This window comes from Chryseobacterium sp. CS2K3 (assembly GCF_059515185.1).
The window spans coordinates 119,588-144,916 of record NZ_JCAKRW010000009.1; the positions used below are offsets into that span (position 1 = coordinate 119,588).

The 25,329-nt window shown below is 35.1% G+C and carries 26 protein-coding genes; 5 read left to right on the forward strand and 21 right to left on the reverse strand.

Going from position 1 to position 25,329, the window contains the following annotated elements; translation table 11 throughout:
* Positions 1–118: 118 nt before the first annotated feature.
* The 15 genes from AC5YGG_RS16080 to AC5YGG_RS16150 all read right to left on the reverse strand — a co-directional run bounded on the left by AC5YGG_RS16080 (position 119) and on the right by AC5YGG_RS16150 (position 12,784).
* Positions 119–715, reverse strand: coding sequence for a Crp/Fnr family transcriptional regulator (locus AC5YGG_RS16080; RefSeq protein ID WP_496145475.1), 597 nt, complete (start codon positions 713–715; stop codon positions 119–121).
* Positions 716–945: 230 nt separating this feature from the next.
* On the reverse strand, positions 946–1,620 hold the full coding sequence (locus AC5YGG_RS16085; RefSeq protein WP_496145476.1) for a MarR family winged helix-turn-helix transcriptional regulator: 675 nt from the start codon (positions 1,618–1,620) through the stop codon (positions 946–948).
* A 65-nt stretch (positions 1,621–1,685) separates the two neighbouring features.
* Positions 1,686–2,714: a ferrochelatase gene (gene hemH, locus AC5YGG_RS16090; RefSeq protein ID WP_496145477.1), complete on the reverse strand. Its 1,029-nt coding sequence runs from the start codon at positions 2,712–2,714 to the stop codon at positions 1,686–1,688.
* A gap of 35 nt (positions 2,715–2,749) precedes the next feature.
* On the reverse strand, positions 2,750–4,036 hold the full coding sequence (locus AC5YGG_RS16095) for a cryptochrome/photolyase family protein (protein WP_496145478.1): 1,287 nt from the start codon (positions 4,034–4,036) through the stop codon (positions 2,750–2,752).
* Positions 4,037–4,565: 529 nt separating this feature from the next.
* Entirely contained in the window at positions 4,566–4,865 is a 300-nt protein-coding gene (locus AC5YGG_RS16100) for a DUF883 domain-containing protein (RefSeq protein WP_496145479.1), read from the reverse strand.
* Positions 4,866–5,016: 151 nt separating this feature from the next.
* The gene (locus AC5YGG_RS16105) at positions 5,017–5,562 is read right to left on the reverse strand and encodes a lipocalin family protein (protein ID WP_496145480.1); all 546 of its coding nucleotides are present in this window, start codon (positions 5,560–5,562) and stop codon (positions 5,017–5,019) included.
* The gene (locus AC5YGG_RS16110; protein WP_496145481.1) at positions 5,552–6,241 is read right to left on the reverse strand and encodes a lycopene cyclase domain-containing protein; all 690 of its coding nucleotides are present in this window, start codon (positions 6,239–6,241) and stop codon (positions 5,552–5,554) included. The genes AC5YGG_RS16105 and AC5YGG_RS16110 overlap by 11 nt, the downstream gene beginning before the upstream one ends.
* A complete protein-coding gene (locus AC5YGG_RS16115) occupies positions 6,238–6,690 on the reverse strand; it encodes a sterol desaturase family protein (RefSeq protein WP_496145482.1) in 453 nt (150 codons plus the stop codon). The genes AC5YGG_RS16110 and AC5YGG_RS16115 overlap by 4 nt, the downstream gene beginning before the upstream one ends.
* Before the next feature lie 2 nt (positions 6,691–6,692).
* Positions 6,693–7,160, reverse strand: a complete 468-nt coding sequence (locus AC5YGG_RS16120; protein ID WP_496145483.1) for an SRPBCC family protein — start codon at positions 7,158–7,160, stop codon at positions 6,693–6,695.
* Positions 7,161–7,215: 55 nt separating this feature from the next.
* Entirely contained in the window at positions 7,216–8,052 is an 837-nt protein-coding gene (locus AC5YGG_RS16125) for a phytoene/squalene synthase family protein (protein WP_496145484.1), read from the reverse strand.
* Positions 8,053–8,058: 6 nt separating this feature from the next.
* The gene (gene crtID / locus AC5YGG_RS16130) at positions 8,059–9,543 is read right to left on the reverse strand and encodes a bifunctional phytoene desaturase/3,4-desaturase (protein ID WP_496145485.1); all 1,485 of its coding nucleotides are present in this window, start codon (positions 9,541–9,543) and stop codon (positions 8,059–8,061) included.
* Between the two features lie 42 nt (positions 9,544–9,585).
* Positions 9,586–10,239 (reverse strand): MarR family winged helix-turn-helix transcriptional regulator, encoded by a 654-nt coding sequence (locus AC5YGG_RS16135; RefSeq protein ID WP_496145486.1) that lies wholly within the window; start codon positions 10,237–10,239, stop codon positions 9,586–9,588.
* A gap of 351 nt (positions 10,240–10,590) precedes the next feature.
* On the reverse strand, positions 10,591–11,406 hold the full coding sequence (locus AC5YGG_RS16140; protein ID WP_496145487.1) for a ferritin-like domain-containing protein: 816 nt from the start codon (positions 11,404–11,406) through the stop codon (positions 10,591–10,593).
* A 23-nt stretch (positions 11,407–11,429) separates the two neighbouring features.
* A complete protein-coding gene (locus AC5YGG_RS16145; RefSeq protein WP_496145488.1) occupies positions 11,430–12,140 on the reverse strand; it encodes a ferritin-like domain-containing protein in 711 nt (236 codons plus the stop codon).
* Between the two features lie 74 nt (positions 12,141–12,214).
* Entirely contained in the window at positions 12,215–12,784 is a 570-nt protein-coding gene (locus AC5YGG_RS16150) for a fasciclin domain-containing protein (protein WP_496145489.1), read from the reverse strand.
* 356 nt (positions 12,785–13,140) lie between these two features.
* Between AC5YGG_RS16150 and AC5YGG_RS16155 the strand changes: the two genes are divergently transcribed.
* Entirely contained in the window at positions 13,141–13,653 is a 513-nt protein-coding gene (locus AC5YGG_RS16155) for an RNA polymerase sigma factor (protein WP_496145490.1), read from the forward strand.
* Position 13,654: 1 nt separating this feature from the next.
* A complete protein-coding gene (locus tag AC5YGG_RS16160; protein WP_496145491.1) occupies positions 13,655–14,485 on the forward strand; it encodes an anti-sigma factor in 831 nt (276 codons plus the stop codon).
* A 38-nt stretch (positions 14,486–14,523) separates the two neighbouring features.
* Here the strand turns inward: AC5YGG_RS16160 and AC5YGG_RS16165 are convergent, their stop codons facing one another.
* The gene (locus AC5YGG_RS16165; RefSeq protein WP_496145492.1) at positions 14,524–15,207 is read right to left on the reverse strand and encodes an MBL fold metallo-hydrolase; all 684 of its coding nucleotides are present in this window, start codon (positions 15,205–15,207) and stop codon (positions 14,524–14,526) included.
* Positions 15,208–15,493: 286 nt separating this feature from the next.
* Between AC5YGG_RS16165 and AC5YGG_RS16170 the strand changes: the two genes are divergently transcribed.
* The 3 genes from AC5YGG_RS16170 to AC5YGG_RS16180 all read left to right on the forward strand — a co-directional run bounded on the left by AC5YGG_RS16170 (position 15,494) and on the right by AC5YGG_RS16180 (position 18,180).
* A complete protein-coding gene (locus AC5YGG_RS16170; protein WP_496145493.1) occupies positions 15,494–16,084 on the forward strand; it encodes a TetR/AcrR family transcriptional regulator in 591 nt (196 codons plus the stop codon).
* 100 nt (positions 16,085–16,184) lie between these two features.
* Complete coding sequence (locus AC5YGG_RS16175; protein ID WP_496145494.1) at positions 16,185–16,937, forward strand: HD domain-containing protein; 753 nt, start codon at positions 16,185–16,187, stop codon at positions 16,935–16,937.
* A 421-nt stretch (positions 16,938–17,358) separates the two neighbouring features.
* Positions 17,359–18,180 carry an alpha/beta fold hydrolase gene (locus AC5YGG_RS16180; protein WP_496145495.1) on the forward strand — a complete coding sequence of 274 codons (822 nt, stop codon included), beginning with the start codon at positions 17,359–17,361 and terminating at the stop codon, positions 18,178–18,180.
* Positions 18,181–18,253: 73 nt separating this feature from the next.
* Here AC5YGG_RS16180 and AC5YGG_RS16185 read toward each other — a convergent pair whose 3' ends face one another.
* The 5 genes from AC5YGG_RS16185 to AC5YGG_RS16205 form a co-directional block, all read right to left on the reverse strand.
* Complete coding sequence (locus AC5YGG_RS16185) at positions 18,254–19,168, reverse strand: hypothetical protein (RefSeq protein ID WP_496145496.1); 915 nt, start codon at positions 19,166–19,168, stop codon at positions 18,254–18,256.
* Positions 19,169–19,192: 24 nt separating this feature from the next.
* Positions 19,193–20,194, reverse strand: coding sequence for an OmpA family protein (locus AC5YGG_RS16190; RefSeq protein ID WP_496145497.1), 1,002 nt, complete (start codon positions 20,192–20,194; stop codon positions 19,193–19,195).
* 266 nt (positions 20,195–20,460) lie between these two features.
* On the reverse strand, positions 20,461–20,799 hold the full coding sequence (locus AC5YGG_RS16195; protein ID WP_496145498.1) for a helix-turn-helix domain-containing protein: 339 nt from the start codon (positions 20,797–20,799) through the stop codon (positions 20,461–20,463).
* Complete coding sequence (locus AC5YGG_RS16200; RefSeq protein ID WP_496145499.1) at positions 20,775–21,200, reverse strand: transposase; 426 nt, start codon at positions 21,198–21,200, stop codon at positions 20,775–20,777. The genes AC5YGG_RS16195 and AC5YGG_RS16200 overlap by 25 nt, the downstream gene beginning before the upstream one ends.
* 158 nt (positions 21,201–21,358) lie before the next feature.
* On the reverse strand, positions 21,359–25,258 hold the full coding sequence (locus AC5YGG_RS16205) for an ATP-binding protein (protein ID WP_496145500.1): 3,900 nt from the start codon (positions 25,256–25,258) through the stop codon (positions 21,359–21,361).
* Positions 25,259–25,329: the final 71 nt, after the last annotated feature.

Sequence of the window (25,329 nt, forward strand, 5' to 3'; positions counted from 1 at the left end):
GATCAACGAAAAATATTCTTTTATATTAATGTATTAGCTAATTTTAAATGGCTGCCAATAATAACAGCCATTCTTTTCCTTTGTTTTTTCTAGCAATATCTTTAGAAATACAGCTTGCCTAATAAAAAATATGTCTTTTTTCGAGCTTCAATATTTTTTCCTTTTCCATTTTCTTTACGGTTCGGATTACCGTTTCCACTCTAAGACCGGTAAGATTGGCAATCTGTTGCCGGGTCAGCGGAATCTGATAGGAATAAGGCGCCTTACTTATTGAACTTTCCTTATAATAATCCATCAATGATCTGATTTTGGATAAAGGTTCAGTAGCTGAATTATTGAACAGCATCACATACTTGTAAAAAAGCCTGTCAGAAAGATAATTAAAGAGACGGAACATAACTTCCCGATTTTCAGAGAGCATCGAAAGGAAATTTGTTTTGGACATCTTCAATATTTTGCAATCTGTTTTAGCTATGGCATTCATAGGATATTTATTCTCTCCAAACAATAGAGATTCTCCTATGCTTTGCCCATCAGAAAGAATGTTCAGGGTAAATTCCTTACCATCTTCATGATAATTGTTCAGTTCCACTGTACCACGTACAATCTGGAAATAAAAATGCGGAGTATCACCCATTTGGTAAATTACTTCCTTTGCGGGATAATCTTCATAAACAGCTCCATTTTCGAGCAAAAGATTCTCATCGATGATCATATTTTTATTTTTTTGATATGGTTTTGCAATGAAAATTCTTAGTAAAATTGGTGCTTTTTTGAATACAAAATCCAGACCAACAAAGGGGTGACAGGTACCACAAATTACTGAAAATAAAGCACCTGCCTTTCCAAGTAAAGTAAATTATAACTTTTTCGTTTATTGATTTTAAATACGCTTCAAATATCAGAAACTGAATTGATATTTATATGGAACTGATTTTAAATCAATTAATTTTTAAACGAGTATTCATCATATACCGTATTGATAAGTTGATCGGAATGGATATTTCGTGAAAAAATAGGATAATGGAAACGATCTAATTTATTAAGAATACGGATAAGCTCCATTTTTTCTTTGTGAGTAAGATTTCCGGCAACAATATTTGTAGCCTGACGAATTTTTTCCATCTGCTGTTCCAGAATCATTAATCCTCTTTCAGTAATACGGATCAGTTTACTTCTTTTATCCAGATCAGAATCTGTCTGTTCAATAAGCCCCTGACGTAGAAGTCTGGCAATAATTAACATTCCTACAGGCTTATCATGGATATTTTTTTTGATAAGAGCCATTTTGCTCATCTCACCAAAAGCTTTCAGATTGATAAGGTAAATAAAGTCTTCCTGAGTAGAAAATTCAGAGTCTAAAATAGCAGACTTTGAGTAAGTCTTGGCATATCGGTTGAGATGAACTAGCAAGGTACTAATAGCACTTTCCGGTGTTCTCCCATTCTCCTTACCTTCCCAATAAGGTTCTTCAAAATGATCTGCTTCTGCATTTTCCTTGTCGGAAATCCAGGTCTTAAACCCCTGAATGGTTCCCGGATACAAATCAGGACAAGCATGGACTTCGTTTTCAAACTCCTGCAACAGGTCTATAAAATCTTTAATAAGTGTATAATTCATATCCGTTAAAATAATTTACAAAAATACCTAATTCCCGAAAGAACTCCATCATAATATAATCAAAACTATAGTAAATAGAATTGATTAAGCTGTTCTTCACATAAGATTCTGATCACTTCAATCCAGCGGTCTTCATCATTCAGGCAGGAGATATAGGTAAAATTTTCGCCACCAGCTTCCAGAAACTGCTCTTTTCCTTCAACAGAAATTTCTTCCAGAGTTTCCAGACAGTCTGAAACAAATGCAGGACAAACCACTGCAAGCTTTTTAATTCCTTTACCTGGAATGGTTTCCAATGTATGATCTGTATAAGGTTCTATCCATTTATCTTTCCCCAATCTGGACTGAAAAGAAACGATCACCTTATCTTTCGGCAATTCAAGTTTTCTGATAACCCGCTCGGTAGTATTAAAACACTGATGGCGATAACAAAATGAATGGCTGGGATGTTTATCTTTATGGCAGCAATCATTCATATTACAGGTCTTTGTTCGATCTGTCTTATAAATATGCCGCTCAGGAACCCCGTGATAGGAAAATAACAAGGCGTCAACATCTTCGGGAAGCTTTTCTCTGATACTTTCAGCAAGGCAATCGGTATATATTTCCCGATTATAAAAAGGCTGTACATAGTTTATTCTTACATCCTGAAATTTTTTCTTCCTGATTTCTTCTGCTTTTTCAATTACCGTTTCAGTAGTACTCATTGCATACTGCGGGTACAGAGGAAAGAGTACAATTTCTGTAACTCCTTTCTCAACAAGATTCCTGATACCTGTTTCAATACTTGGTTCTGCGTATCTCATCCCTATTTCTACGGGTATATCCACCAGATTTTGCAGCTTTTTTTGTATCTTTTTCGTTATTACAATAAGTGGAGACCCTTCTTCTGTCCATACTGTTTTATAAGCTTGGGCAGATTTTGCCGGTCTTGTATTAAGGATAATTCCCTTAACAAGAAGTGCCCGGAAGATCCAGCGATAATCAATCACTTTTTCATCCATCAGGAATTCATCCAGATATTCCTTTACATCTTCTACTGCGGTTGATCTTGGAGAACCAAGATTGATTAGTAAAATTCCTTTTTTAGCCAATGTTATCTATTTTATTAGTGAATATTATATGTTCTTTACTCTGCCAATGCTTCTTTATATGCCTTTAATACTCTTTCTCTGGCTTTTGTGTGTTCCACAATAGGCTCTTCCCTATAATCTTCAGGGAGCCACTTTTTGATGTATTGATTCTGTTGATCAAATTTTTTTGTCTGTTCATAAGGATTGAAAATCCTGAAATAAGGTGCCGAATCACAGCCACAGCCTGCTACCCACTGCCAATTTCCGTTATTGGCAGCCAGATCATAATCTAACAATTTTTCAGCAAAATAAGCCTCTCCCCACCGCCAGTCAATAAGCAGATGTTTGGTAAGAAAACTTGCCGTAATCATTCTTACCCTATTGTGCATAAATCCGGTTTCATTGAGTTGTCTCATTCCTGCATCTACGATTGGATATCCAGTTCTCCCGTCGCACCATGCTTTAAATTCTTCTTCATTGTTTCTCCATGCAATATTTTCATATTTCGTTTTAAAACACTGGTGGACAACATTTGGGAAATGATAGAGGATCTGCATAAAAAACTCCCTCCAGATGAGTTCATTAAGCCAGACTTCATTATGTTTGGCAGCGTAACGAACACATTTTCGGACCGATATGGTTCCAAAACGAAGTGCTATGCCCAGATGAGTGGTATGATCCATTGCGGGAAAATCCCTGTATTTTCCGTAAGAATCTATAATATTTCCGTTTAATTCAGGGTTTATGAACTCAAAGTCTGTTTTTTCAAATCCGGTCTCTTTCAGTGAAATGATCTCTGAAGCCCCACTATAGCTGGCAAACTGGTCCAAATTCACAGTAAAAGTTTCTATATTTTTCAATTGTTCCTTCCATTTCTTCGAGTAAGGCGTAAAAACGGTATAGGGAGTAAGGTCATTTTTCAGAATATTATTCTTTTCAAATATAACCTGATCTTTAAAATCTTTAAACTGAATATGATGTTTCAGCAGTAAATCAGCGATCTGATGATCCCGTTGTATCGCCTGCGGTTCATAATCACTGTTACAAAAAACTTCATTTACATTAAACTCTTTGATTATTTTTTTAAAGATGTCTATTGGAGTACCATAATAGACATAAAGTCCACTGTTATGTTTTTTCAGTTCTTGATGAATCTGCTGTAAGCTCTGATGAATATAATCTACCCTTTTATCTTTTTTATCCTGAAGCTGGTTCAGTATTTCGGTATCGAAAATAAAAATCGGAACAACTTTTATTCCTGTGGCAAGGGCGTGGTGAAGTCCAGTATTGTCTTCGAGTCTTAGATCCCTTCTGAACCAAAAAATATTTACTTTATCCATCATTTATCTTTTTTAAGGCATAGGTATTTGTTTTCCACAAACGAAATACAAATATACCATTAAATAAATTTAAAAGTATATTAATACACTAATTATTTAAAAAAATAAATCCTACATAAATTATGAAGCATTTGGTGAATGATTAAATATTTATGTAAAAAATAAATCGGATCAAGCACAAAAGTTGTGGACTATGGAAAAACATCTACACTTTAATCGCAAAGAAAGATAATTCAAATGTTTCAGGAAAATAAGAAGTTTGACTTTGTTGCTGAAAAAGTGTTATCGATTAGGCATTCGTTTAGAAAGAATCAATGAAATTGATTCAATCCTTTGCTTTCTTAAGAATATGAAATAAGGCTATAAAAACTTTACGTCAAATTAAATTCCCATAAATCCTAACAAGGTAATCCCCAGTTTTTGAAACTGATCCAATAAATCACTTCAAATGAATAAAAATAACATATAAATAAACTAAATAAAACAAAAAAATGACTGTAACTTTTCAGCTACAGTCATTTGTTAAATAAAATTAATTTGTTTTCTTACGCCATTCTGCTTTTACATCTTCAGCGGCATCTTTGGTTTTTTCCCATGCTTCATCTGCCTTATCTTTGATATCTTCCCATGTATCTGAAACATTTGACTTCACCCTTTCCAACCAGTCTTCCTGAGTAGCTTCCTGGTCATTATCTCTTTTTTCATTGATATAGTCTTTCGCTTTATCTGCTAATTCACTGATCTTCCATTTTGCATTATCAGCTGCATTTTTTAAAGAGTTTTCTGTTTCGTTAACTGCATTTTCCGCTTTGTTGTAATCTGAATTATTCATAATATATATTTTAGTAATTGGTATATAAATAAACAATATCCATGCCCAAAATATATTTTATACTGTTAAATTTTCTTAAAGAATTAAATTGCTAAAGAAGTGCAACATTGTATTTTGAAAATTCTTGCTGATTTTAAGTTAATTACAATCATTAGTTAAACGGATTTTTTTTATCCTGCTGTACCCAAATAAGTTTTGAGGTATCATAACCAATCTCCTGAGCTTTGGTAATAAAATGCCGTTTTATATTCTCGGGAATGGACTTTTCACGTGATAAAATCCAGAGATAATCTAAGTTTTTTCCTGCAACTAATGCATATTTGTAATCTTCCAGTGCTACTACGTTATATCCTGCATAAAAAGGTCCGAAAAAACTTACTTTTAGCGCTGCGGTATTCTTTTCTCCTCTGAATTTAGCAGTACCATTGACTGATACCCATTTCTTCTTTTTAAAATTATAACCACTGTTAACCACGTTTACAGTTCCGTCCGAATTAAGACTGTATTGCGCCATCGCGTTATCAAGATCTTTTTCAAAACGATAATCGAATCTTGCTATCTCATACCATGTGCCTAAATACCGATTGATCTCAAACTGATTGACAGGCTGCGCTTTTTCAGGCATAGACGAACAGGAAGACAGGCTGTTCAACAGTCCTAAACTTAGTAATACAATAAAAATTATTCTATTTTTCATTTTTAGTTATTTTTTTAAAGAAATAAATATTGAGTAAAAACTGACTGTAACCATACACCGCATCTTCAACGGGGATGGTTCCCATTCGAATCCCTAAAAAATCAACTGGATTATAGTTAACAACTGGTGAAGGAATTAAAGATCCTGTCAGGATTCCATTCACTGCGAAAAACCCCGGTATTAAGACCAGATATACAAGACTTGCTCTGCCTATCCATTCTTTTTGAGCGATAAAATGCAGATAGCAAAGAGTGAGTATCGTCACGATCACGGTAAGCAAAGTATATATCCTTTCATGATAAAGAAGTCCTGCCACTGCCAGAACAATGACAGATGTAAATACAATAAGATTATTGAAAACGTCTGCCCAGCCTATATTACAAAATTTTTCCAGACAGTAATAAGTGAATACACAGGCGAAAGGAATACAGTAAAAAAACAGCCATTCTTCAATGGGAAGTCCCGCTATTTTAAATCCTAAGGTATAATTGAGATCAAACCACCACACTCCTTTTGCGGTGAACCATATATCCCAGGCAATAAAAGGAATGGCTACAATGGTGGATGACAGGAGAAATTTTCCGAAAAACCTGTTGAATTGTATTCTTCCGTCAAAAGAAGCCAAAAAGCAGATAATGACTGTGAAAAAATTGATCAGTATGTAAGTATAAGGCATCATTTTTTATTGAAATACATTTTAAAATATTTAATAGGAACCCACAGAAAGCCGAAGCATTCTCCATGTTCTTTACCAAGGTGTTTGTGGTGCTGCTTATGAGCACGTCTGATGGCAAGGAAATACGGGTTCTTTGTTTTGGTAAAGACCTTTGCTCTCTGATGAATAAAAATATCATGTATAAAGAAATAAGACATGCCATAAAGGCTTATTCCCAGACCGATAAAAAACCAATAACTGAAATCCTGCCTTACTCCCAGATATAATAAAGCAATGGCTGGGCTTGCAAAAATGAAAAAGAACAGATCATTCCTTTCAAGTTTCCCATTATGGCTATGATCGTGATGATCCCGATGCAGCATCCACAGAAAGCCATGCATAATATATCGGTGGATCATCCATGTAGCGCCTTCCATGGAAATAAATACTCCTAAAACGATCAGAATATTCATTTTTAATCTTTCTTATTGTTAAAAAGTTCATTCAGAATTCTGTATCTGAAATCAAAAATACTATTGAGTTTCTCTTTTACGAACAGCTGATGGGCAATTGTACCTAAAAACCCCAATGGAAGTTCATAATCTACTGTATCTTTCATAAGTACTCCGTTCTCATTGGGAATAAATTCATGAAAGTGATTCCAGTGCTTATATGGACCTTTTTTCTGAAAGTCTGTAAAACTTTTATTGTCTTCAACCTGGCTGATAATGGTCTTCCACTTCATGGGAATTCCCAGCACGGGAGATACTGTATAATCTATTTCCATTCCTTTAAAAATAGGTTGGTCGCGAACATCTGAAAGAACCACAAAATTCATGCTCTTAGGGGTTATTTCTGCTAAATTATGAGGGGATGAAAAGAACTTCCATGCTGTTTCCATCGTACACTTCAGCTGTTGTTCTCTGTATAATCTGTACATCATTTATTTTTTTAATCGTTAAACCTTTTAAAAATCATTACCAAGCTGAATCCAGCGATCAGAAATAAGCAGATTTGTAACGGATGTAGCTTTTGAACGCAACCAGCAGCTTTTGTGAATTGGCAATTCTGATTCTTTGCTGCAGCATATTCTGGGAACTTGTTTTCTTTATTTTTTCAAACAGGGAAAGGTAATATCTGTAAGCAAGGTATACTCCAAAAATGGATGAGCCCGGAAGTTTTTTAATGCCCTGTAATGCTTCTATAAATTCTTCTTCAATTTCCTTTTCAATCTGGGTTTTTACTGTATTATTAAAGACTGACATATTGAGTGACGGAAAATAAGTTCTTCCTAAAACCTCAAAATCATCTTTTAAATCCCGTAAGAAATTAACTTTCTGAAAAGCAGACCCCAGCTTCATAGCAAACGGCTTGAGTTTCTCAAATTGCTGCTTATTGCCTTCTGTAAATATCTGCAGACACATCAACCCTACTACTTCTGCTGATCCATAGATATATTCTTTATACAGTTCGGAATTATAATCAATTTTATGAAGATCCATTTCCATGCTGTGTAGAAATTGGTCGATCAGCTGCCTGTCAATATCATACTGACGAACGGTTTCCTGAAATGAATGCAAAATAGGATTGAGTGATATCCCATCCTCCAGCGCATCATAGGTTTCAGCTTTTAATCTCCTCAAAAGCTTCTCTTTATCATAGCCATGAAAGCTGTCTACAATTTCATCTGCAAGGCGCACATACCCATATACTGCATACACAGCAGGTCTTATGGATGGCTTCAATGCCAGTATCCCCAATGAAAAACTGGTACTGTATTTTTGAGTAGTATGTTTACTGACTTCGTAAGACAGTTCATCAAACAAATTTTTCATATTATTTCATTTTAATTTACTCACTTCAGCCGCTACAATTTTACCTGAAATCACTGATGGTGGAACTCCGGGTCCGGGAACGGTTAATTGTCCCGTATAAAAAAGATTTTTGATCTTTTTGTTTCTTATTTTAGGTTTTAAGACTGCTGTTTGTGATAAAGTGTTGGATAATCCATAAGCATTCCCCTCATAAGCATTATAGTCGGAAATAAAATCACTTACACAGTAGCTTCTTTTATATTCGATTCTGGAAGCAAGATCGGATTCGCCGGTATGTTTTTCAATTCTTTGAAGCATCTCGTCCAGATATTTTTCTCTTATATGTTCCTCATCATGTATTCCTGGTGCGAGAGGTAATAGTAAAAAAAGATTTTCATTCCCTTCAGGAGCTACACCGGAATCCGTTTTGGAAGGACAGCAGGCATAAAAAAGTGGTTTAGCGGGCCATTTTTTATTGATGTAAATACAATCTATATGATTGTCTAATTCATTTTCAAAGAAGAGAGTATGATGTTTTAAATGAGAAATTTTCCCTTTGATTCCCAAATAATAAATAAGACATGACGGTGCAAAAGTTCTGGTTTTCCAATAGGATTCAGTATAATTTCTGAGTGATTTGGAAATTAAAGTTTCTGTATGCTGATAATCTGAAGAAGCAATAATGGCATCAAATTCATGCGTTTTACCGTCTACCGTTATTGAAGTCACCTTTCCGTTTTCTGTATTGATTTTTTGTACTTCTTGATTAAAATGAAAAGTAACGCCTTGTTTTTCTGCCACTTCTTTCATGGCGAGAACAAGCTGATAAAAACCTCCAATTGGATATTTTGTACCTAACACATAGCCTCCGTAATTCATAAGACTGTACATGGCAGGAATCTGCTGAGGTGAAGCTCCAAGAAATATAACAGGAAATTCCATCAAAGATCTGAGCTTAGGGTCTGTAAAATAACCTGAAACATATTTCCTGAAATTACTTAAAAGATCAAGCTTCAAAGCACTTCCTGCAATTTTTAAAGAAGCGAATTCAAGCCAACTATAACAGGGTTTGGTCACGAAATCTTTCATTCCCACTTCATATTTAAACTTGGCAGACTCCATAAACTGATCATACTGCCTGGCTGCTCCAGGTTCTATTTTTTCAAATAAATCACGGATGTCTTCGTTTTTTTTGGGAACTGAAACTTTTTCTTTTGAAAAAACCATCTCAAACTGAGGGTCTAAAGAAACAAGATCAAAAAAATCAGATGTTTTACAATTAAAATCAGCAAAAAAACCGTCAATAATGTCAGGCATCCAGTACCAGCTGGGTCCCATATCAAAAACATAGCCTTCATCTGTGGTAAATTGTCTTGCGCGTCCGCCGGGCTGATGATGTTTTTCAAATACATGTACTTCATTTCCGGATTTTGCAGCATAGGCAGCGGCAGAGATTCCGGAAAACCCTGAACCTATCACTGCAATTCTCTTTCTTAGGCTTTCAGTATTCATTGTTATTTATTTAATTGTTTTAACAAGTATTTTTTACTTGTACTAGTTCAATCTTTTATGCATCATATCTAACATATCTTTTGTTTCCATTTGCATACGGTAAAAAGAATCATGAAATTCATCCAGTTTAGAGAGTATGGCGATGAGCAACATCTGTTCGGAGTGACTCAGGTTTCCTACTACCGCCTTTGAAGCTTTACGGATCTCGCTCATATGTTCCTCCAGCAGATCAAGCCCTTTCTGTGTTATCTTGATAAGTTTTGTTCTTTTATCTTCCTTCGAGACGGTCTGTTCAGCCCAGCCATTGCGAATTAAACGGTTAATAATAAGTATCCCTGAGGATTTTTCACCTACATTATGTCTTATGAGCTCCATTTTGGACATCGCTCCCCTAGTCTTCAGACTAATGAGATAAATAAAGTCATCCTGACTTGAAAAAACGGAATTACCTATTGACCGCGAGTACGTTTTCGCATATCTTCCCATTCTTATCAGTAATGTATTGATGACACTGTCTGAGCTTCTTCCCAATTCTTTTCCTGCCCAGTCGGGTTCTTCCTGAGAGTTATCTTTATATGAAGCGTTGATCCATTCTGTCAAACCCTGAAGGTCGTTACTGTACATCGCTTTCTTTTCATTCTGCTCCATAAATTGCTGAACGAGTTCCACAACTGATTTTATTAGATCAAAATTCATATCAAACAAATTAGTACACAAATATACTTATTAAAGTTTATAAATATACTTTTATTTTCTTTTTTTATTTAATATTTTTTGTATTGTATTAAAAAAGAACTCTGCACAATAATCATCAAAACATTGTTTAACAACAAATTAAACAGACGAAAACCTATCCTAATATGAGCAGGGTAAAAAATAATATAGCTTATATTATAATTTTAATAAATGAAAAATGATGTATTAATAGACCAAATTACTATACGAATCCTAATACATAAATACATTGCAGTAAATGCGTTAATTGTAAAGACCCTTTCAGAATAAATTCTAAAAGGGTCTAACCACTTCACCATTATAAAATCACCACTATACTATGAACAGAGAGGCAATAGCTTGTGCATCACTACCACTTAAAACCTCATCATAAGCTGCAGAACCCGCCGCATTTCCAAATAAAGATCCTGAATTGTAGCCTGCCTGATTGACATTATTTTCTCCGGCATACACAGGATTGGTTGCGGAAGGCATATTTCCACCGTTATCAAGCTCTATCCAGCCTTTATTAGCCCTCATTCGTCTTACCTGTGAAGCATGCCTAGCTTCTACAGAGTGAATCTGAAGAGCTGCCTGAAGCACCACTTTATTGGACATTACATTTCCTGCCTGTCCTTTATAAGCCCGTACACCAGTATCTTCAAAAGCTTGAGATAAAATAAGGAATTGATTGTAGTCTGTAAAAGGCATAAAATTTCCGCCTGCTGTAAAATCAAAAGTAGGCTTATTGCCGGGAGTTGCTCCTAAAGAGGTTAGAGTACTTTTTAAAAACCCGACATGGGCAGATTCGTGTTTTGATATCTGCATAAAAACAGCTCTATCTGTATTAGGAATTAACCCAGGTGTAGACAATCCGATGCTATAATATTCATTTTCCAGATATTCCAATACCAATGCTAATTGTAAAGCATCTGTAAGGGTACTTTTTAAAGCAGCACCCGTTAATTTTGTTTCTATCGTCTCTGCTTTGGCAGATGTAGCCATAAGTGATCCTAAACCAAGGGGTACAGCTGCTGTAGCTGCTTTTTTTCCGAAAAGGGAAATATCTGTAATAGTTTCCAGTCTTGTTGCTTCCGTTGTGAAAAATTTATCATGAGAAAGCTTATCTAATAATCGAAGAATATTCATAATGTGAGTTTTTAAGGTGAAGATTAATTAATACCTCTTTCTTTCCAGGTAAAAGGTGTTTTGATGAAAGCTCCTGCAGCCATAACGATGTCTTTTGGTTCTTTCGCAAGATCAAGACCATTGGCATCTATCACATCATCTCCTGAAAAATCTGCAGATCCGGGATTGATAAGATTTCTGATGGCAGAAGCGTGTCTTGCTTCCACTGATACTATTTTTCCCGCGATAACAAGATATGCAGGATTAGAAATGTATTTTCCCGCTCCATTGTAGGCAGCAACGCCAGTATCTTCCAACGCTTTCGCAGTAGCCAACACTGAGTTTCTATCATTAAAATTCACGTTAGGATACTGAAACTCAAGTTTGGGAAGCACATGATCTGTAGCACCGCTAATGGCTACCTTGAAGAAATCCCGATGAATAACTTCATGATGATAGAGATCTGTAAAAAGCTCTTTTTCAATACTGGAAATTCCCATGTAAAAATTATTGACCACTTTTGTATAGAAATCGGCTTCCAGCTGTTCCAAAGCATAAGCATAATTCAACACTCCTACATCTCCTGTTCCCAAATCATATTTGGATTCTTCCATGATCTGAAAATCATCGGTATCATTGCATCCTATTATGGTAAGACCGGCAATGGCAAGTCCTACACCACTCAGTTTTAAAAAGTTTCTTCTGCTTGTATCAAGCGTTGCTCCCTGATTAGAGACCTGAATTGTTTTTTTCATATTATTAATTTTTTAGTGTTTGAATAATAAAGAGAGAGAAAACAGCATATTTTGGTATGCTGTTTTTACAATTTTTAAGGCATTAAAACCGTATCGATAACATGAATCACTCCGTTCGACTGGTTCACATCTGCAATGGTTACTTTAGCACTATTTCCTTTAGCATCTTTTATGTAAAGATCCTTTCCTTTAGTCCAGAATGTCAAATCTTCTCCCTGTACTGTTTTCATCATACTTTTTCCATTACCCATCTTTACGGCAGCCCAGATTTCTTTTGCACTGTATCTTCCAGGAAGAACATGATAGGTTAATATACTGGTAATCATTGCTTTATTTTCAGGTTTTACAAGATTTTCTACTGTTCCTTTAGGGAGTTTTGCAAAGGCAGCGTCAGTGGGTGCCAATACAGTGAAAGGACCTGTTCCTTTTAATGTTTCTACTAAACCGGCTGCTTTTACCGCCGCTACAAGGGTTTTGTGATCTTTGGAGTTCACTGCATTTTCAATAATATTTTTGGATGGATACATAGGAGCCCCTCCTACCATTACTGTTTTTTCTTTCATCGTTTGTGCAGTTACCTTCCCGCTGAAAGCAAATGATAAAGCTACCATTGCTAAAACTGTAATTTTCGATTGTGTGTTCATTGTGATGATTTTTTTAATTATGATTAATTGTGCTTTTAATTTCATTTACGAGGTTGGTTTTATTTTGGATTAAAAAAAGATGAAATAATTTTCAATTAACTGAATTACAACACTTTATTTTTAATTTAAAATAAATTGAACATATAGAATAGATTCAACACAATAGCTATTGAATAGAAGATGAATATTATTTTGGAAGTAATTTTTTCATTGTATATTTTTAAATAATATTTCTAAAATCATATACTAAATAAAAGATATTTTGAATTTTGATGTGCATATGATTTATTTTATTACATTTGGTTTGAAAAATAAAAGCTATTAAAACAACCTATTCGGAAGACGAACTTATCGTTTTGCTAAAAGAAAAAAACGAAACTGGTTTTCATTATCTGTATGACCACTATTCTGGTGCGCTATACGGAGTTGTCCTCCGAATTGTTCAGTCTAAAGAATATACTGAAGAGGTTATACAGGATGTTTTTGTTAAAATATGGAACTCTATTCATCAGTATGATGCATCTAAAGGGAGGTTTTATACCTGGATGATCAATATTGCCAGAAATACAGCAATTGACTACCTGAAATCGAAAGGTTTTCAAAACGAACTTAAAAACCATCCGCTTCCTGATTTCGTATATAATTCAACAGAACTTTCTACCGTAAACCATTCATCTGATTATATTGGATTCAATAATGTTCTTGAAGGGTTGGAAGTAGACAAGCAGGAACTCATTGATCTTGCCTATTATCAAGGTTTTACCCAACATGAAATATCAGAAAAACTGAAAATACCGCTGGGAACGGTAAAGACGAAAATGCGGAATGCATTGATGAAACTAAAAGATTTGCTAAAAGATTATCAATAAATTGAACACTAAAGAATACATATCATCCGGAATTATAGAATCTTATATTCTAGGTCATGCTTCTCCCGAGGAAGCTGGGATTTTGGAGTGTGTGATGAAGAATAATGCTGAAGTAAAAGCAGCTTTTGAAGAAGCACAGAAAACATTGGAACATCTTGCTACAGCGCAGGCTGTAATACCTCCAAGTGATTTGAAATCTAAAATATGGAATAAAATTCAGCAAGAACAAACTGTTGAAGAAATAGCTCCTACTCTTTCCCCGGAAATTCCTGAAGCTAAGGACCAGAGAGAACATAACATAACCAGAGAGAATATAAATATAAATAGAAATACTGGTTGGAAAACATATGCAATAGCGGCTTCTGCCTTATTCCTGATAAGTGTTGCCGGAAATTTATTCTGGATAAATAACGAGTCTGCTACTAACCAGGAAATTAAAAAAATGGTGACCGAAAGGCAATCTCAGGATGCTGCCATGGAAAAGATGAATCAAAAACTGAACATGTTTTCGAATCCTGATATGCAAATGGTGATGTTAAAAGGAATAGAAAAACATCAAGATGCAAAAGCTATTGTATTTTGGAATAAGAAAACAAAAGAAGTCTATCTGAATGCAGAAAATCTACCCAAAGCTCCAACAGGAATGCAGTATCAGCTTTGGGCAATACAAGATGGAAAACCTCTGAATGCGGGGATGTACTCTGAAGATAAAGACAGCAGAATTGTATTGGCAAATATTCCACAGGCACAAGCATTTGCGATAACCCTTGAAAAAGAAGGCGGAAGTACAGTTCCTACCATGAGCAATATGTATGTAATGGGAACAATATAACTGATCATTTTACATCTCAAAGAGAAACTGGGTCCATCTTAAATAGCAACACTACATTTGGCTACAAATTGTTCAAACTTCCGATCTTTATTTCGCATGACAGGTCCATGACCGAAGCAGATGATGGAAGGATTCAGTTCTGCTAACTTCTGGAGTGATTTGATATTACGGTGCTGATCTGAGGTGAATATGTTTGGCGGAAGCCAAAGACCAGGTATTGTTGTAAGCAGGTTCATATTCGTAGCCACATCTCCGATTATCAGTACGCCATCTCGCTCACGGAATAAGGAGATATGACCAGCAGAATGACCGGGAGTTTCTATTACCCGAAAGTTTCCAATGCTATCGTTTTCAACGAGAGTCCGTTCTACTTTATGTCCCTGACCTGCCCAAAATTTTTGTTGAAGTTTCGCTATCCAATGTTGCGGAGTTGGATAATCATTGGTTACCATACCTGTTTCAGTTCTAAAGACTTCATTGGGATGACAGAGCAAAGGTATTCCAAATTCAGCACATATCTGATCACTACAGCCTTGATGATCTGGATGGGCATGCGTCAGTACATGTTGATAAACAGGGATTTTTTGGATAGCTTTCTTGACAGAGGAATAAGAGTTCCGTATTCCGGAATCTACAAGTACACCTTCTATAATATAGCAGTTGATGCTGTTTCGTGGCATCAGTGAAACGTGGTACACTTCGGGAGCAATGTGATGTAACATATTTTTTTTGTGCAAATCTACATTGCTGATCCGTGCTGCATGAGGACATTTGTCCTATAATGTATTGGAGGTGTGTATTTGTCCTTTTGCTCTTGTAAGTGATCGTTGGGAATAGCATCAGTAACAATGCTATTATTTTCATTCCTATTCTTTCAGTTCCTTACATTTAAAATACCCTTACCAACTACTATCGGTTTCAGCACCGAATCTTTTATAATTCTTCTTTTAAGTTGTAAGTTCCGGGAAAATGTATTTAATTTGCAAAAGATACTAATTAGTATGTTTTATGAAAAAAGCTGAACTTACAAGGTTAAATATTCTTCAGAAAGCGTATGAGCTTATTTATACAAAAGGATATCAGGCTACAAGTATAGATGAAATTATTGCGACCACAAAAGTGACCAAAGGAGCTTTTTATTATCATTTCAAGAATAAGGATGAAATGGGAATTGCTGTTGTTAATGAAGTACTGAGGGGAACCTCAGGGTACCACTTTCAATTATCAGCAATCATAGACTGGGATCCTGTGGAAACCATCTACCAGATGATGTATGAGCTGCTCATTGAAAATAAATTCATGAAAGTGGAATATGGCTGCCCTATCTCCAATCTGGTACAGGAAATGACACCTTGGCATGATAAGTTCAGGCAAGCTTTAAAAAAAGAAGCTGCTGAATGGGAGAACCGCCTGGTCACTATACTAGAAAACGGGAAAAAAAATTCTTTTATACGACAGGATGTTAACTCCGTTCAGGCTGCGTTTTTCATTCTTTCCGGTTACTGGGGAATACGAAATTTTGGCAAGCTCCAAAACGATAAATCCGTCTATCTATACTACCTGAATGAACTCAAAATTTTCCTTGAAAATCTAAAGTAATTTTTTTTCATCAAAAACATACTAATTAGTATGTTTTATAATACAGATTTCACATTATCAAATACTTAAAATAAAATATATAATACAAAACTATTTTTATATGGAAATTATCTTACCCGCTTCCGGCATTTTAAGCAAAAGCGAAATCCAAAAGTTCAAACTGATGCTTATACAATCTAAACTTCAGGAAAACATTAATAAAATAATGTCATCCATTAACCTGAAACATTACGCCAAGACTGATTTCAAAAGCATTGTTGTACCAGATTCCGCCATTGCTAAAAAGGCTGTAGAAGAGGCTCGGGAATACTGTAACCCAATCCTGTTCTCCCATTCTTACAGGACTTATTTCTGGAGCAGCGGATTTGCTCTATCCGAAAACCTGAAAGTGGATGCTGAATTGTTATTTATTTCCTCCTTACTGCATGATATAGGACTAACGGATAAACACAATCATGTCTGTTCAAAACAATGTTTTGCGAACTATGGTGGAGCGTTCAGTCAGCAGTTCTGTTTAGAAAATAACCTTGATCAGAAAAAGGCATCAGCCGTTAAGCAGGCTATTGATCTGCATCTGAATCCTATGGTAGATAAAGTTAAATATGGAAATGAAGCTTACAGTCTTTCCAAAGGAGCAGCTATGGATGTAATTGGAGCCAATAGATTCCAGTTCAGCAAAAAATATATTGAAGATGTAAACAGGCATTATTCCAGACAGGGTTTCAAAGAAGACATTTTAAATACCATGGAAAATTTCAGTCATAAGGAAGGAACAAGAGCTGATATCCTTTACCGCATGGGATTTGCAAAAATGGCTGATAAAAATCCTATGAACAGAGAATATTCAGCCTAATTGAAACCTCCCTTCTCTCTGATCAAAAAGCCAATACCTCATCTCCTGCAAAAAAAAATGTTGAATATTTTTGTATTCGATATTTTATGATTTTAAACTTTTGATCTATTTTGATTTATTCGCTAATCGTTTCCTGATGGTGCTCACGAACTCCTTAGAAACGCCAAGATACGATGCAATACAATACTGTGCTACACGCTGCGGAATTTGATATTACCTGAGAGCTCATATTTAATGGTGATCTGAAAAGACTGGGATCAAAAAGTAAGATAAACGGCTCGAACAAAAAAAATCGTAGCAATAGGTACGAAATTAAACTAGATTAATTTCTATGAATGCGAACTGTCCTACATTTGCTAAAGAATTAAGACAACAAAAAATTATAAAATAAAACACCCATTAACATTAAAAATTTAAAACTATGAGCACACTTACATTAAAAGACGGAACAGAGATTTTTTATAAAGACCAGGGAGCAGGACCCGTATTGATGTTTCACCACGGATGGCCATTATCATCTGACGATTGGGATGCACAGGTTATCTTTTTCTTACAGAGAGGTTACAGAGTAATTTCCCATGACAGAAGAGGTCACGGACGCTCAAGCCAGAACATCTATAATCACACCATCGAGCAATATGCTTCTGATGCTGCGGAACTTGTAGAATTCCTTGATTTGAAAGATGTTGTACACATTGGTCACTCTACAGGAGGTGGTGAAGTGATCCGCTACGTTCATAAATATGCTAACGGAAGAGCCAAAAAAGCAGTATTAATCAGTGCCGTTCCACCGATAATGGTAAAAAGTGAAAACAATCCTGACGGGGTTCCAATGGAAGTTTTTGACGGAATCAGAGAACAAACCTTGAATAACAGAAACCAGTTTTACTTTGATTTAACTTTCCCTTTCTACGGATATAACAGAGAAGGTGCCAATGTAAAAGACGGAGTACAGAGAAACTGGTGGAGACAGGGAATGATGGGAGGTATTGTAGCTCACTATGACGGAATCAAAGCATTTTCTGAAACTGATTTCACTGAAGATCTGAAAGCGGTGGATATTCCGGTTTTGGTTCTTCACGGTGAAGATGACCAGATTGTCCCTATCGAAAATTCTGCTATAAAATCTGCAAAACTATTGAAAAACGGAAAACTGATCACGTATCCAGGTTTCCCTCACGGAATGCCGACTACGGAGCACGAAACTATCAATAAAGATCTTTTGGAATTTATTGAAGCTTAATAAAAAAGTAATATAAAAAAGAGATGAACCGGTTTGATTCATCTCTTTTTTGATTACATCTGATAGGGCAATTTTATGCCTTCATATGTTTTAATATCCAGTTTAAACATTCTTTAGAATCCATGATGCTCCAGGAATGAGGATGTCTTGTCCCGTCCGGGCGAATTCCACGATCATTGGTGATGACAAGATCAGCGTTTTTGTGACCTTTTAGTCGCAACAGATTAATCATAGCAGTAATATCTGCCACATTAAGGTCGTAAAGATCCCTTCCCCTGTTTTCCATCTGCCATATAATCCCGGGTTCTGTATAGATCAGAATAGGAATATTCAGAAGATATTTTGCATTGCCGCCATCTTTTTCACGATAAGAAAACATGGATTCTCTTACATAATTGGCTCTGTTTTTATCTGGTGTACCCATGGCAGCAACCATTTCAGCCGTTAAATATTTAGCTTCATTAGTTCCAATATCAGAATAATCTCTTTCTATCTCTCTCTGCAACCTGTAATACATATTCTCGTAATCTAACGGTGCATCAAGAGCGAATACTGAATTGGGAGTAAAATAAGTATTTTTGTCCCTGACTGCTCTTTCAGCATAGGTAACAGCCAGCATACCGCCGCCTGAAAGTCCTCCAATTGATATTTTATCTTTAGAAACTTTATGCTTTTCTACTGTATCTTTTACTATTCTGTCTAAAAACTTCTGCTCTATATGAAATCCAAAATCCCCATCTTCCCAGGTTGGCAATAATACAATAAGATTCTTTTCCAATGCCAGATTATCCAGACTAATCTGATTCATTACTTTTTCTCCATTCTCACCACCTCCGGGTAAAATAACAAGTATTCCTTCAGGCTTACCCTCCGGAACCAATTTCAAATAATGGTTTTCTGTATCTTTAAAAGTTATTTTCTCGGGAGTCTGAGCCAAAAAGTTAGCACAAAACATTCCCAATAACAGGGTAAAATATCTGATTTTCATGATTAAATAGTTTACGGGTTTAGATTATTTTTTTACCAGCTCCACTCTGCGGTTTTGCGTCTTCCCTTCTTCAGAATTATTATCTGCAATTGGGTTTTTGCTGCCGAAGCCCTCTGCTGAAAGTCTTGATTTATCTATCCCTGAAGTAGCTATAGCATTCAGCACGGCTGTTGCTCGGTCTTTTGACAGTTGAAGATTATGAGCATCATTTCCGCTGTTATCTGTATAGCCGTTAATAGCAATTTTTAGGTTGCTGTCGTTTTTAAGTACTTTTGATATTTCATCCACGGCTGTTTTACCATCAGGTTTTAAGCTTGCTTTATCGGTATCAAAATTAATGTGTAATACCACTTTGCCTTTTGCGTCTAATTCTTTTTTAATTGCATCAGATTTTATGATCGAAATTGTTTGCTCAAACGGTGCTTTCTGTAGAATTTGTATTGCCCCGGAAGAGCTATTTCCATAAAGCTGAATATAAATATCATCGCCATTGGTTCTTTTTATGACATACACTTTTACGGGTTCGTTCCAGTAATCTATAGATCCTTCCTCACCAAAGTATTTGATATCTTTTATTCTCTCAAGCTCTTCCTGAGAAACTTTACCATCAAATATTTTTACACCGCCAACTTTTGTAATTGCATCATCATAACTTTTCAGAAAATACGGCAACGACCATTCTTCTGTATTGCTTTTCCCATTAACTACATAGGTTTTCCAAATTTTTCCTTCGATGGGCGTCATTACTCCGTTAATTGGAAATAACAGTATATCATAGCTTCTTTGTACCGGTTTGTTCTGGAATTCCAATCCTTTCGGAAAACTGAAAAAGGGAAAATCACCCACCTCAGCGGTAGAGACCGGTATGGAGTTGACATTAAAATGAGCGGTTCCTTCAGTAGGTTTTTCTAAAGCTGTATTTCCTATGGTGGTGGTATCCTTTGCTGTATCTGTTTTCTGTTCAGACTTTTTGCTACAGGCAGCAAGCAAAGTGCCTATTGATAGAATAATCAGGGTCTTCTTCATTGTAATATTTTTTAGGTTTTTGGTATATTATTTTTTCAAATAGTGAGTAATAAGATCAATCTAATTCTTTATCTTCAGAATTGTTCTCTATATTTTTATCCTTTACTATTTTTTGTGGCACTAACTTACAAATAAAAAGCGAATAGGAACTACCTAGATTTAAGGGGTTTTATTTTGAAACTGAACATTTTTAAGCGAGCAAAGATTAGAATCAACAAAGCTGATGGATAAAAATTACGCTTCATCAGAGTAAGTAAACTTTTGGTTTATCCGTATAATTTTTTCCATTTAGTCACACTATTTCTGCTGATTTTGTAAAACTTTGAAAGTTCTGAATTATTCATGTTATTTTTCTGTTGAAAAGCTAAAATCTTTTTAATACTTTTTTCATCGTAAGAACGGTGCTTAGCATTTATATTTTCAGTATTCATTTCTTTACCAAAAATAATTTGGTTTAGGGTGATAATTTCTAATGCAGAGAATGTTTTCTTTTCCAGAAATACTTTACAATCATCTATTTTATCCGGAAATTTCTGCTCTAAAATATCACTGTAAATTTTGTGATAATTGGGTTGTGCAATTATTTTCCGTACTTTTCGATCCATTTATATAATGTTGTTTTAGGGATACCATACTCTTCTATTACCTGTAGTTTGGTTTTCTTTTTATTTTTAATCAATTCTATTATAAAATAAATAACTTCCTGTGTATAAATATTTTTTCTGAACTGTGGAAGTACATAACTTGTCTTTTTGGCTACAGGAATATTAGACGGAGGGGCATAAAGTATTAAGTGCTGTGTAAACAATCTGAAAAAATCATACTCCAGCAGCTTACTCCATCGTAATAATACAACTGAATCCATGCTTTCTGATTGATACATCTTTTCCACCATTTCTTCAGTACAATGTAAAAAATTACAAATTCTTACAATATCAATATCTATTTCTTTTACTCTCTCTGAAATAACAGTTCCTATATGTATATTTTTAAAATCTCTTAGCATTTTTACGTTTTTAGTATATTTATTTATGTTTTGAGTATGATTAAATCGCCTAACATCCTGATCTAAAACCAACTAATTGATTAAAACTGATGAAATCTTACGATAGAAAAGATTTAACGTTATAATCCATTACAATAAAATTGAAGGCTAACAATCAATCATTTTAAATGCTCTTTAACAAAAGCTGATGGCGTCAGGTTATAATATGCCTTGAAACATTTAGAAAAATATGCAGGGCTTTCAAATCCTGCCATAAACGCTGCTTCTGAACTGTTATAACCGGACTTTAGAAATTCAGCTGCACGTTCCAATCTATAGTTCCTTACGACCTCAACTGATGTTTTTCCTGTAATTGCTTTGATTTTTCTGTGCAATTGAACACGACTTACATGCATAAGAGAAGCAACTTCCTCTATTCCAACGGAAGAATTGTTAAGATCAGCTTCCAGAACATCATATAATTTTTTAAGAAACGGATCTATGATCTTCTTTTCTTCTTGATCAGAAATAGCATTAACCTGAGCTTTTAAAAGCTTACGATGACGCATTTGTGCTTCTAGGTTGTTCTGGATTCTTAAAATCAGATCCCGTATGTTAAAAGGTTTAACCATATAATCATCTGCTCCAGAGCTCAGTCCTTCCAGCTGATTTTCCATTCCTTCTTTCGCTGTTAGAATAATAATAGGAATATGGCTGGTCTTTTCATTTTTTCTAATTTCCTTGCATAAGGTTAAGCCATCCATTACCGGCATCACAAGATCAGTAACAATAAGATCCGGAATAATTTCGTTTGCTATTGTGAGTCCCTGCTCTCCGTTAAACGCCCTGACAGTAATAAAATCGGGTAATAGAGAATCCAGAATAAATTCTGACATTTCAAGGTTATCCTCTACTAATAATATAACAGGTTGTTCAGCATTCCGTTCATTTTCGTCTTTCATTAAGATTTCTACCACACCATCATGAATGGAACATGAAGTTTGCAAACCTACTTCACAGTAAGGAATAGTGATTGTAAAAGTAGTTCCAAGACCTTCAGTGCTTTCCATTTTAATAGTTCCCTGCTGTGAGGAAACAAATTCCTGAACCAAATAAAGACCAATACCAGTACCCTGAATATTTAATATATTACTGTTTTTTTCAGACTGGAAATATCTATTAAAGATAAATGGTTGATCATTAGCTGGAATACCGATACCATTATCTGTTACAGTAAATATTATTCCTGCCTGATTATTCCTGACCACTACACTTATCATACCTCCCGGCATCGTAAATTTCAGTGAATTCCCTATCAAATTAAACAATATTCCTTTAAGGCTTTCTGCATTAAAAGCATACAGATTTTTAAGATCCGAAGTAAACGAGAGTTGAATATTCTTAAGTATAGCCTCATGTTGAAACTGCTCAACAATTCCCTGTACAAAATCGGAAATACTACCAATTGATTCTCTTGATATTGGTATATTCTCTTCCAGTTTGGAAAGATCAAGTAATCTATTGATGGAATCAAGCAATTCCTGAGAATTCTTTTGGATTGAATCTATTTTTTTCTCTTCAGGTGTTCCTGCCAAATATTCTTTTAATTCTGAAAGTGGAGAAAGAATCAAAGTAAGCGGTGTTCGGAAATCATGGGTTACATTTGTAAAGAATCTTGATTTCATTTCAGTAAGTTTTTTAAGCTGTTCTGTTTCCTTCATTTTAAAAGCAATTGACTGCTGGAGCTTGATACGGATACGCTGTAAATAAAGCCAATAGATAATTCCTGTTAAAAATAAAAGAATATAAAGCAGATAAGCCCACCATCTCTGCCACAGTGGTGCAGCTACAGAAATATTGATTGTTTTTATCTTTCGGCTCCATTTCCCTTCTGTATTGGTACAATTTACTCTGAACTGATAATTTCCGGACGGAAGTCGCGTATAATTGGCAAAAGGAATACTGCCGCTTTCTACCCACTCTCTATCATAGCCTACAAGCTGATAACGGAATTTAAGATCCTGTGGTTGGTTAAATTCCATTCCGGCAAAAGACAGCGTAAAGGAATTCTGATCATAATCAAGAAGTAATTCTTTAACTTCATTAATAGGTTTATTAAGGATATCGGATTTTTCCAAATGTGTAGCTTCAGCATTATTGATCTTGAGACTGGTGAATGCCACATCTGGCTGATAGTCATTATCACGTATTTTTGAAGGGTCAAAAATGATCCATCCTTCCGGTCCCCCAAACGAAAGTCTTCCATCTGGTAATTTTAAGGTATGAAACCTGTTAAATTCATTTCCTGGTAATCCATATTGAGACTGAAATATTCTGATATTATGATTTATCGGATTGAATCGGCAAAGTCCTTTATTGGTAGAAAACCACAAATTACCTTTATTATCATCGGATAAGGCATAAATCATATTATCGGGCAGTCCATCAGCAACAGTGAACACACTAGATTTCAGTGATTTTTTATTCAAACACACAAGTCCATAATAACTTCCTATCCATAATATATCATCTCTTTTAGGATCTTTTCTTATGGCTAATAATGGCTCTTTTTTCCCGAGATTTACTTTCCTCAGTTTCCTGTCATATAATCCTATATAGAAAAGCCCATGGGTTTCTGTTGTTATCCATACTTTGTCCTTATCAGCATACATATCACTTAAAACAAGATTGTCTCCCAATAATGCTTTCAAGGACCCTGAAGGTAAAAAATATTTCCATACTGATCTTGATTTGTCATATATGAGAATATTTCCATTATATCCTGCAACCATAGGCGTGCCTTCTCTATTAAACGTAAGCCCTTTCAATCCAATACCTCTGCTATTTTCATCTTCAAGTTCCTTCACATCAGGCAATTGAAAGACGCCTTTCGTTTGCAAATCATAATAAGCAACAGTGGTTTTCAGCCCTATAAATAGCTTATGATCTTTACTGTAACCTGAACGAATATGATAACCTGGTAAAGAGAATTCAGAATCAGCAGAAGTCCATCCAAATGTACCTGATAAAGACATATTAAACTCCTGTTCTAATAAATTCCCAGGAAAAGTCTCTGCCGGAGCAAATGAATAAAACACTGGATTGTTTATATCAATTTTTAGTATTCCTCTTGCATCGGTTCCTACCCATATCACACCAGTTTTATCCATGTAAAACGATTTGGCAGCGATGGAACGCTTATTCAGGACCTCATTGATCTTTGAAAGCCCTTCTTTATGATTATACCGCCATATTATTCCATTACGCTCAAAATATACATTTCCGTCGGTTCCCGCGGCTATCCACAAGACATTATCTTTATTTTTTCCGGGTAATTTTACCTTTTTTATTTTGTGTAACATTTGGGAATATATATACAGATATTCTGTATCTCCCCATATGAATTCTCCATTCCTTTTATAATGAAGATCAAGTGCTGTATTACCAGCAACAAGATTATTTTTATATAAAGATGCTATCGGCAGTTTAAAACTGGTATAAACTCTGTCTTTTGTATTATATTTCAGTATCCCATTACCCGTAACCATCCAGATAATTCCTTCATTATCTTTTTCAATACCCCATAAACTAAGATCATCCAGGTTATTTTTAAAAAAAAACTTTTTTAATTTTCTTTTTTTTAAATCGTAAGAAATAAGGGAATTATTTTCACAAATTGCCCAAAGCAGATAGTTATCATCAATAACCCAGCCTCTTTTCAGCATTTTTAGATCTGATTTTTCAAGTGTTGATTTCAGGGAGTAATGAGTTACACGTTCAGTTTCGGTATTGAATTTATCTATATCTCCGGACTTGTATTCGATCCATACAGCATTGTTAAAATACTTTAGGGAGATGATCAGGTCACCTTTTAGGCTATTGACATCATCTGTATTATGCTGAAAAATCTTATAATGAACACCATCATACCTTGCCAGCCCATTTTTAGTTGCAATCCATAAAAAGCCAGCTTTATCCTGAACAATTCCAGAGACAAAGGATTGCGGAAGCCCATCCGAAGTTGAAATCAGCTGATATTGCTGGCAGCAAAAATCAATTGGAAATATTATTAATAACAAATACAATAAACATATCCAATTCCAGCGATGAAGTAGTGTTTTTATCAATCTATGTTTAATTAATTTACTTT

Coding starts and splice junctions, on each gene's coding strand:
- AC5YGG_RS16080 (WP_496145475.1), bottom strand. CDS start 715: ATGATCATCGATGAGAATCTTTTGCTCGAAAATGGAGCTGTTTATGAA.
- AC5YGG_RS16085 (WP_496145476.1), bottom strand. CDS start 1,620: ATGAATTATACACTTATTAAAGATTTTATAGACCTGTTGCAGGAGTTT.
- AC5YGG_RS16095 (WP_496145478.1), bottom strand. CDS start 4,036: ATGATGGATAAAGTAAATATTTTTTGGTTCAGAAGGGATCTAAGACTC.
- AC5YGG_RS16100 (WP_496145479.1), bottom strand. CDS start 4,865: ATGAATAATTCAGATTACAACAAAGCGGAAAATGCAGTTAACGAAACA.
- AC5YGG_RS16105 (WP_496145480.1), bottom strand. CDS start 5,562: ATGAAAAATAGAATAATTTTTATTGTATTACTAAGTTTAGGACTGTTG.
- AC5YGG_RS16110 (WP_496145481.1), bottom strand. CDS start 6,241: ATGATGCCTTATACTTACATACTGATCAATTTTTTCACAGTCATTATC.
- AC5YGG_RS16115 (WP_496145482.1), bottom strand. CDS start 6,690: ATGAATATTCTGATCGTTTTAGGAGTATTTATTTCCATGGAAGGCGCT.
- AC5YGG_RS16120 (WP_496145483.1), bottom strand. CDS start 7,160: ATGATGTACAGATTATACAGAGAACAACAGCTGAAGTGTACGATGGAA.
- AC5YGG_RS16125 (WP_496145484.1), bottom strand. CDS start 8,052: ATGAAAAATTTGTTTGATGAACTGTCTTACGAAGTCAGTAAACATACT.
- crtID (WP_496145485.1), bottom strand. CDS start 9,543: ATGAATACTGAAAGCCTAAGAAAGAGAATTGCAGTGATAGGTTCAGGG.
- AC5YGG_RS16135 (WP_496145486.1), bottom strand. CDS start 10,239: ATGAATTTTGATCTAATAAAATCAGTTGTGGAACTCGTTCAGCAATTT.
- AC5YGG_RS16140 (WP_496145487.1), bottom strand. CDS start 11,406: ATGAATATTCTTCGATTATTAGATAAGCTTTCTCATGATAAATTTTTC.
- AC5YGG_RS16145 (WP_496145488.1), bottom strand. CDS start 12,140: ATGAAAAAAACAATTCAGGTCTCTAATCAGGGAGCAACGCTTGATACA.
- AC5YGG_RS16150 (WP_496145489.1), bottom strand. CDS start 12,784: ATGAACACACAATCGAAAATTACAGTTTTAGCAATGGTAGCTTTATCA.
- AC5YGG_RS16165 (WP_496145492.1), bottom strand. CDS start 15,207: ATGTTACATCACATTGCTCCCGAAGTGTACCACGTTTCACTGATGCCA.
- AC5YGG_RS16170 (WP_496145493.1), top strand. CDS start 15,494: ATGAAAAAAGCTGAACTTACAAGGTTAAATATTCTTCAGAAAGCGTAT.
- AC5YGG_RS16175 (WP_496145494.1), top strand. CDS start 16,185: ATGGAAATTATCTTACCCGCTTCCGGCATTTTAAGCAAAAGCGAAATC.
- AC5YGG_RS16180 (WP_496145495.1), top strand. CDS start 17,359: ATGAGCACACTTACATTAAAAGACGGAACAGAGATTTTTTATAAAGAC.
- AC5YGG_RS16185 (WP_496145496.1), bottom strand. CDS start 19,168: ATGAAAATCAGATATTTTACCCTGTTATTGGGAATGTTTTGTGCTAAC.
- AC5YGG_RS16190 (WP_496145497.1), bottom strand. CDS start 20,194: ATGAAGAAGACCCTGATTATTCTATCAATAGGCACTTTGCTTGCTGCC.
- AC5YGG_RS16195 (WP_496145498.1), bottom strand. CDS start 20,799: ATGGATCGAAAAGTACGGAAAATAATTGCACAACCCAATTATCACAAA.
- AC5YGG_RS16200 (WP_496145499.1), bottom strand. CDS start 21,200: ATGCTAAGAGATTTTAAAAATATACATATAGGAACTGTTATTTCAGAG.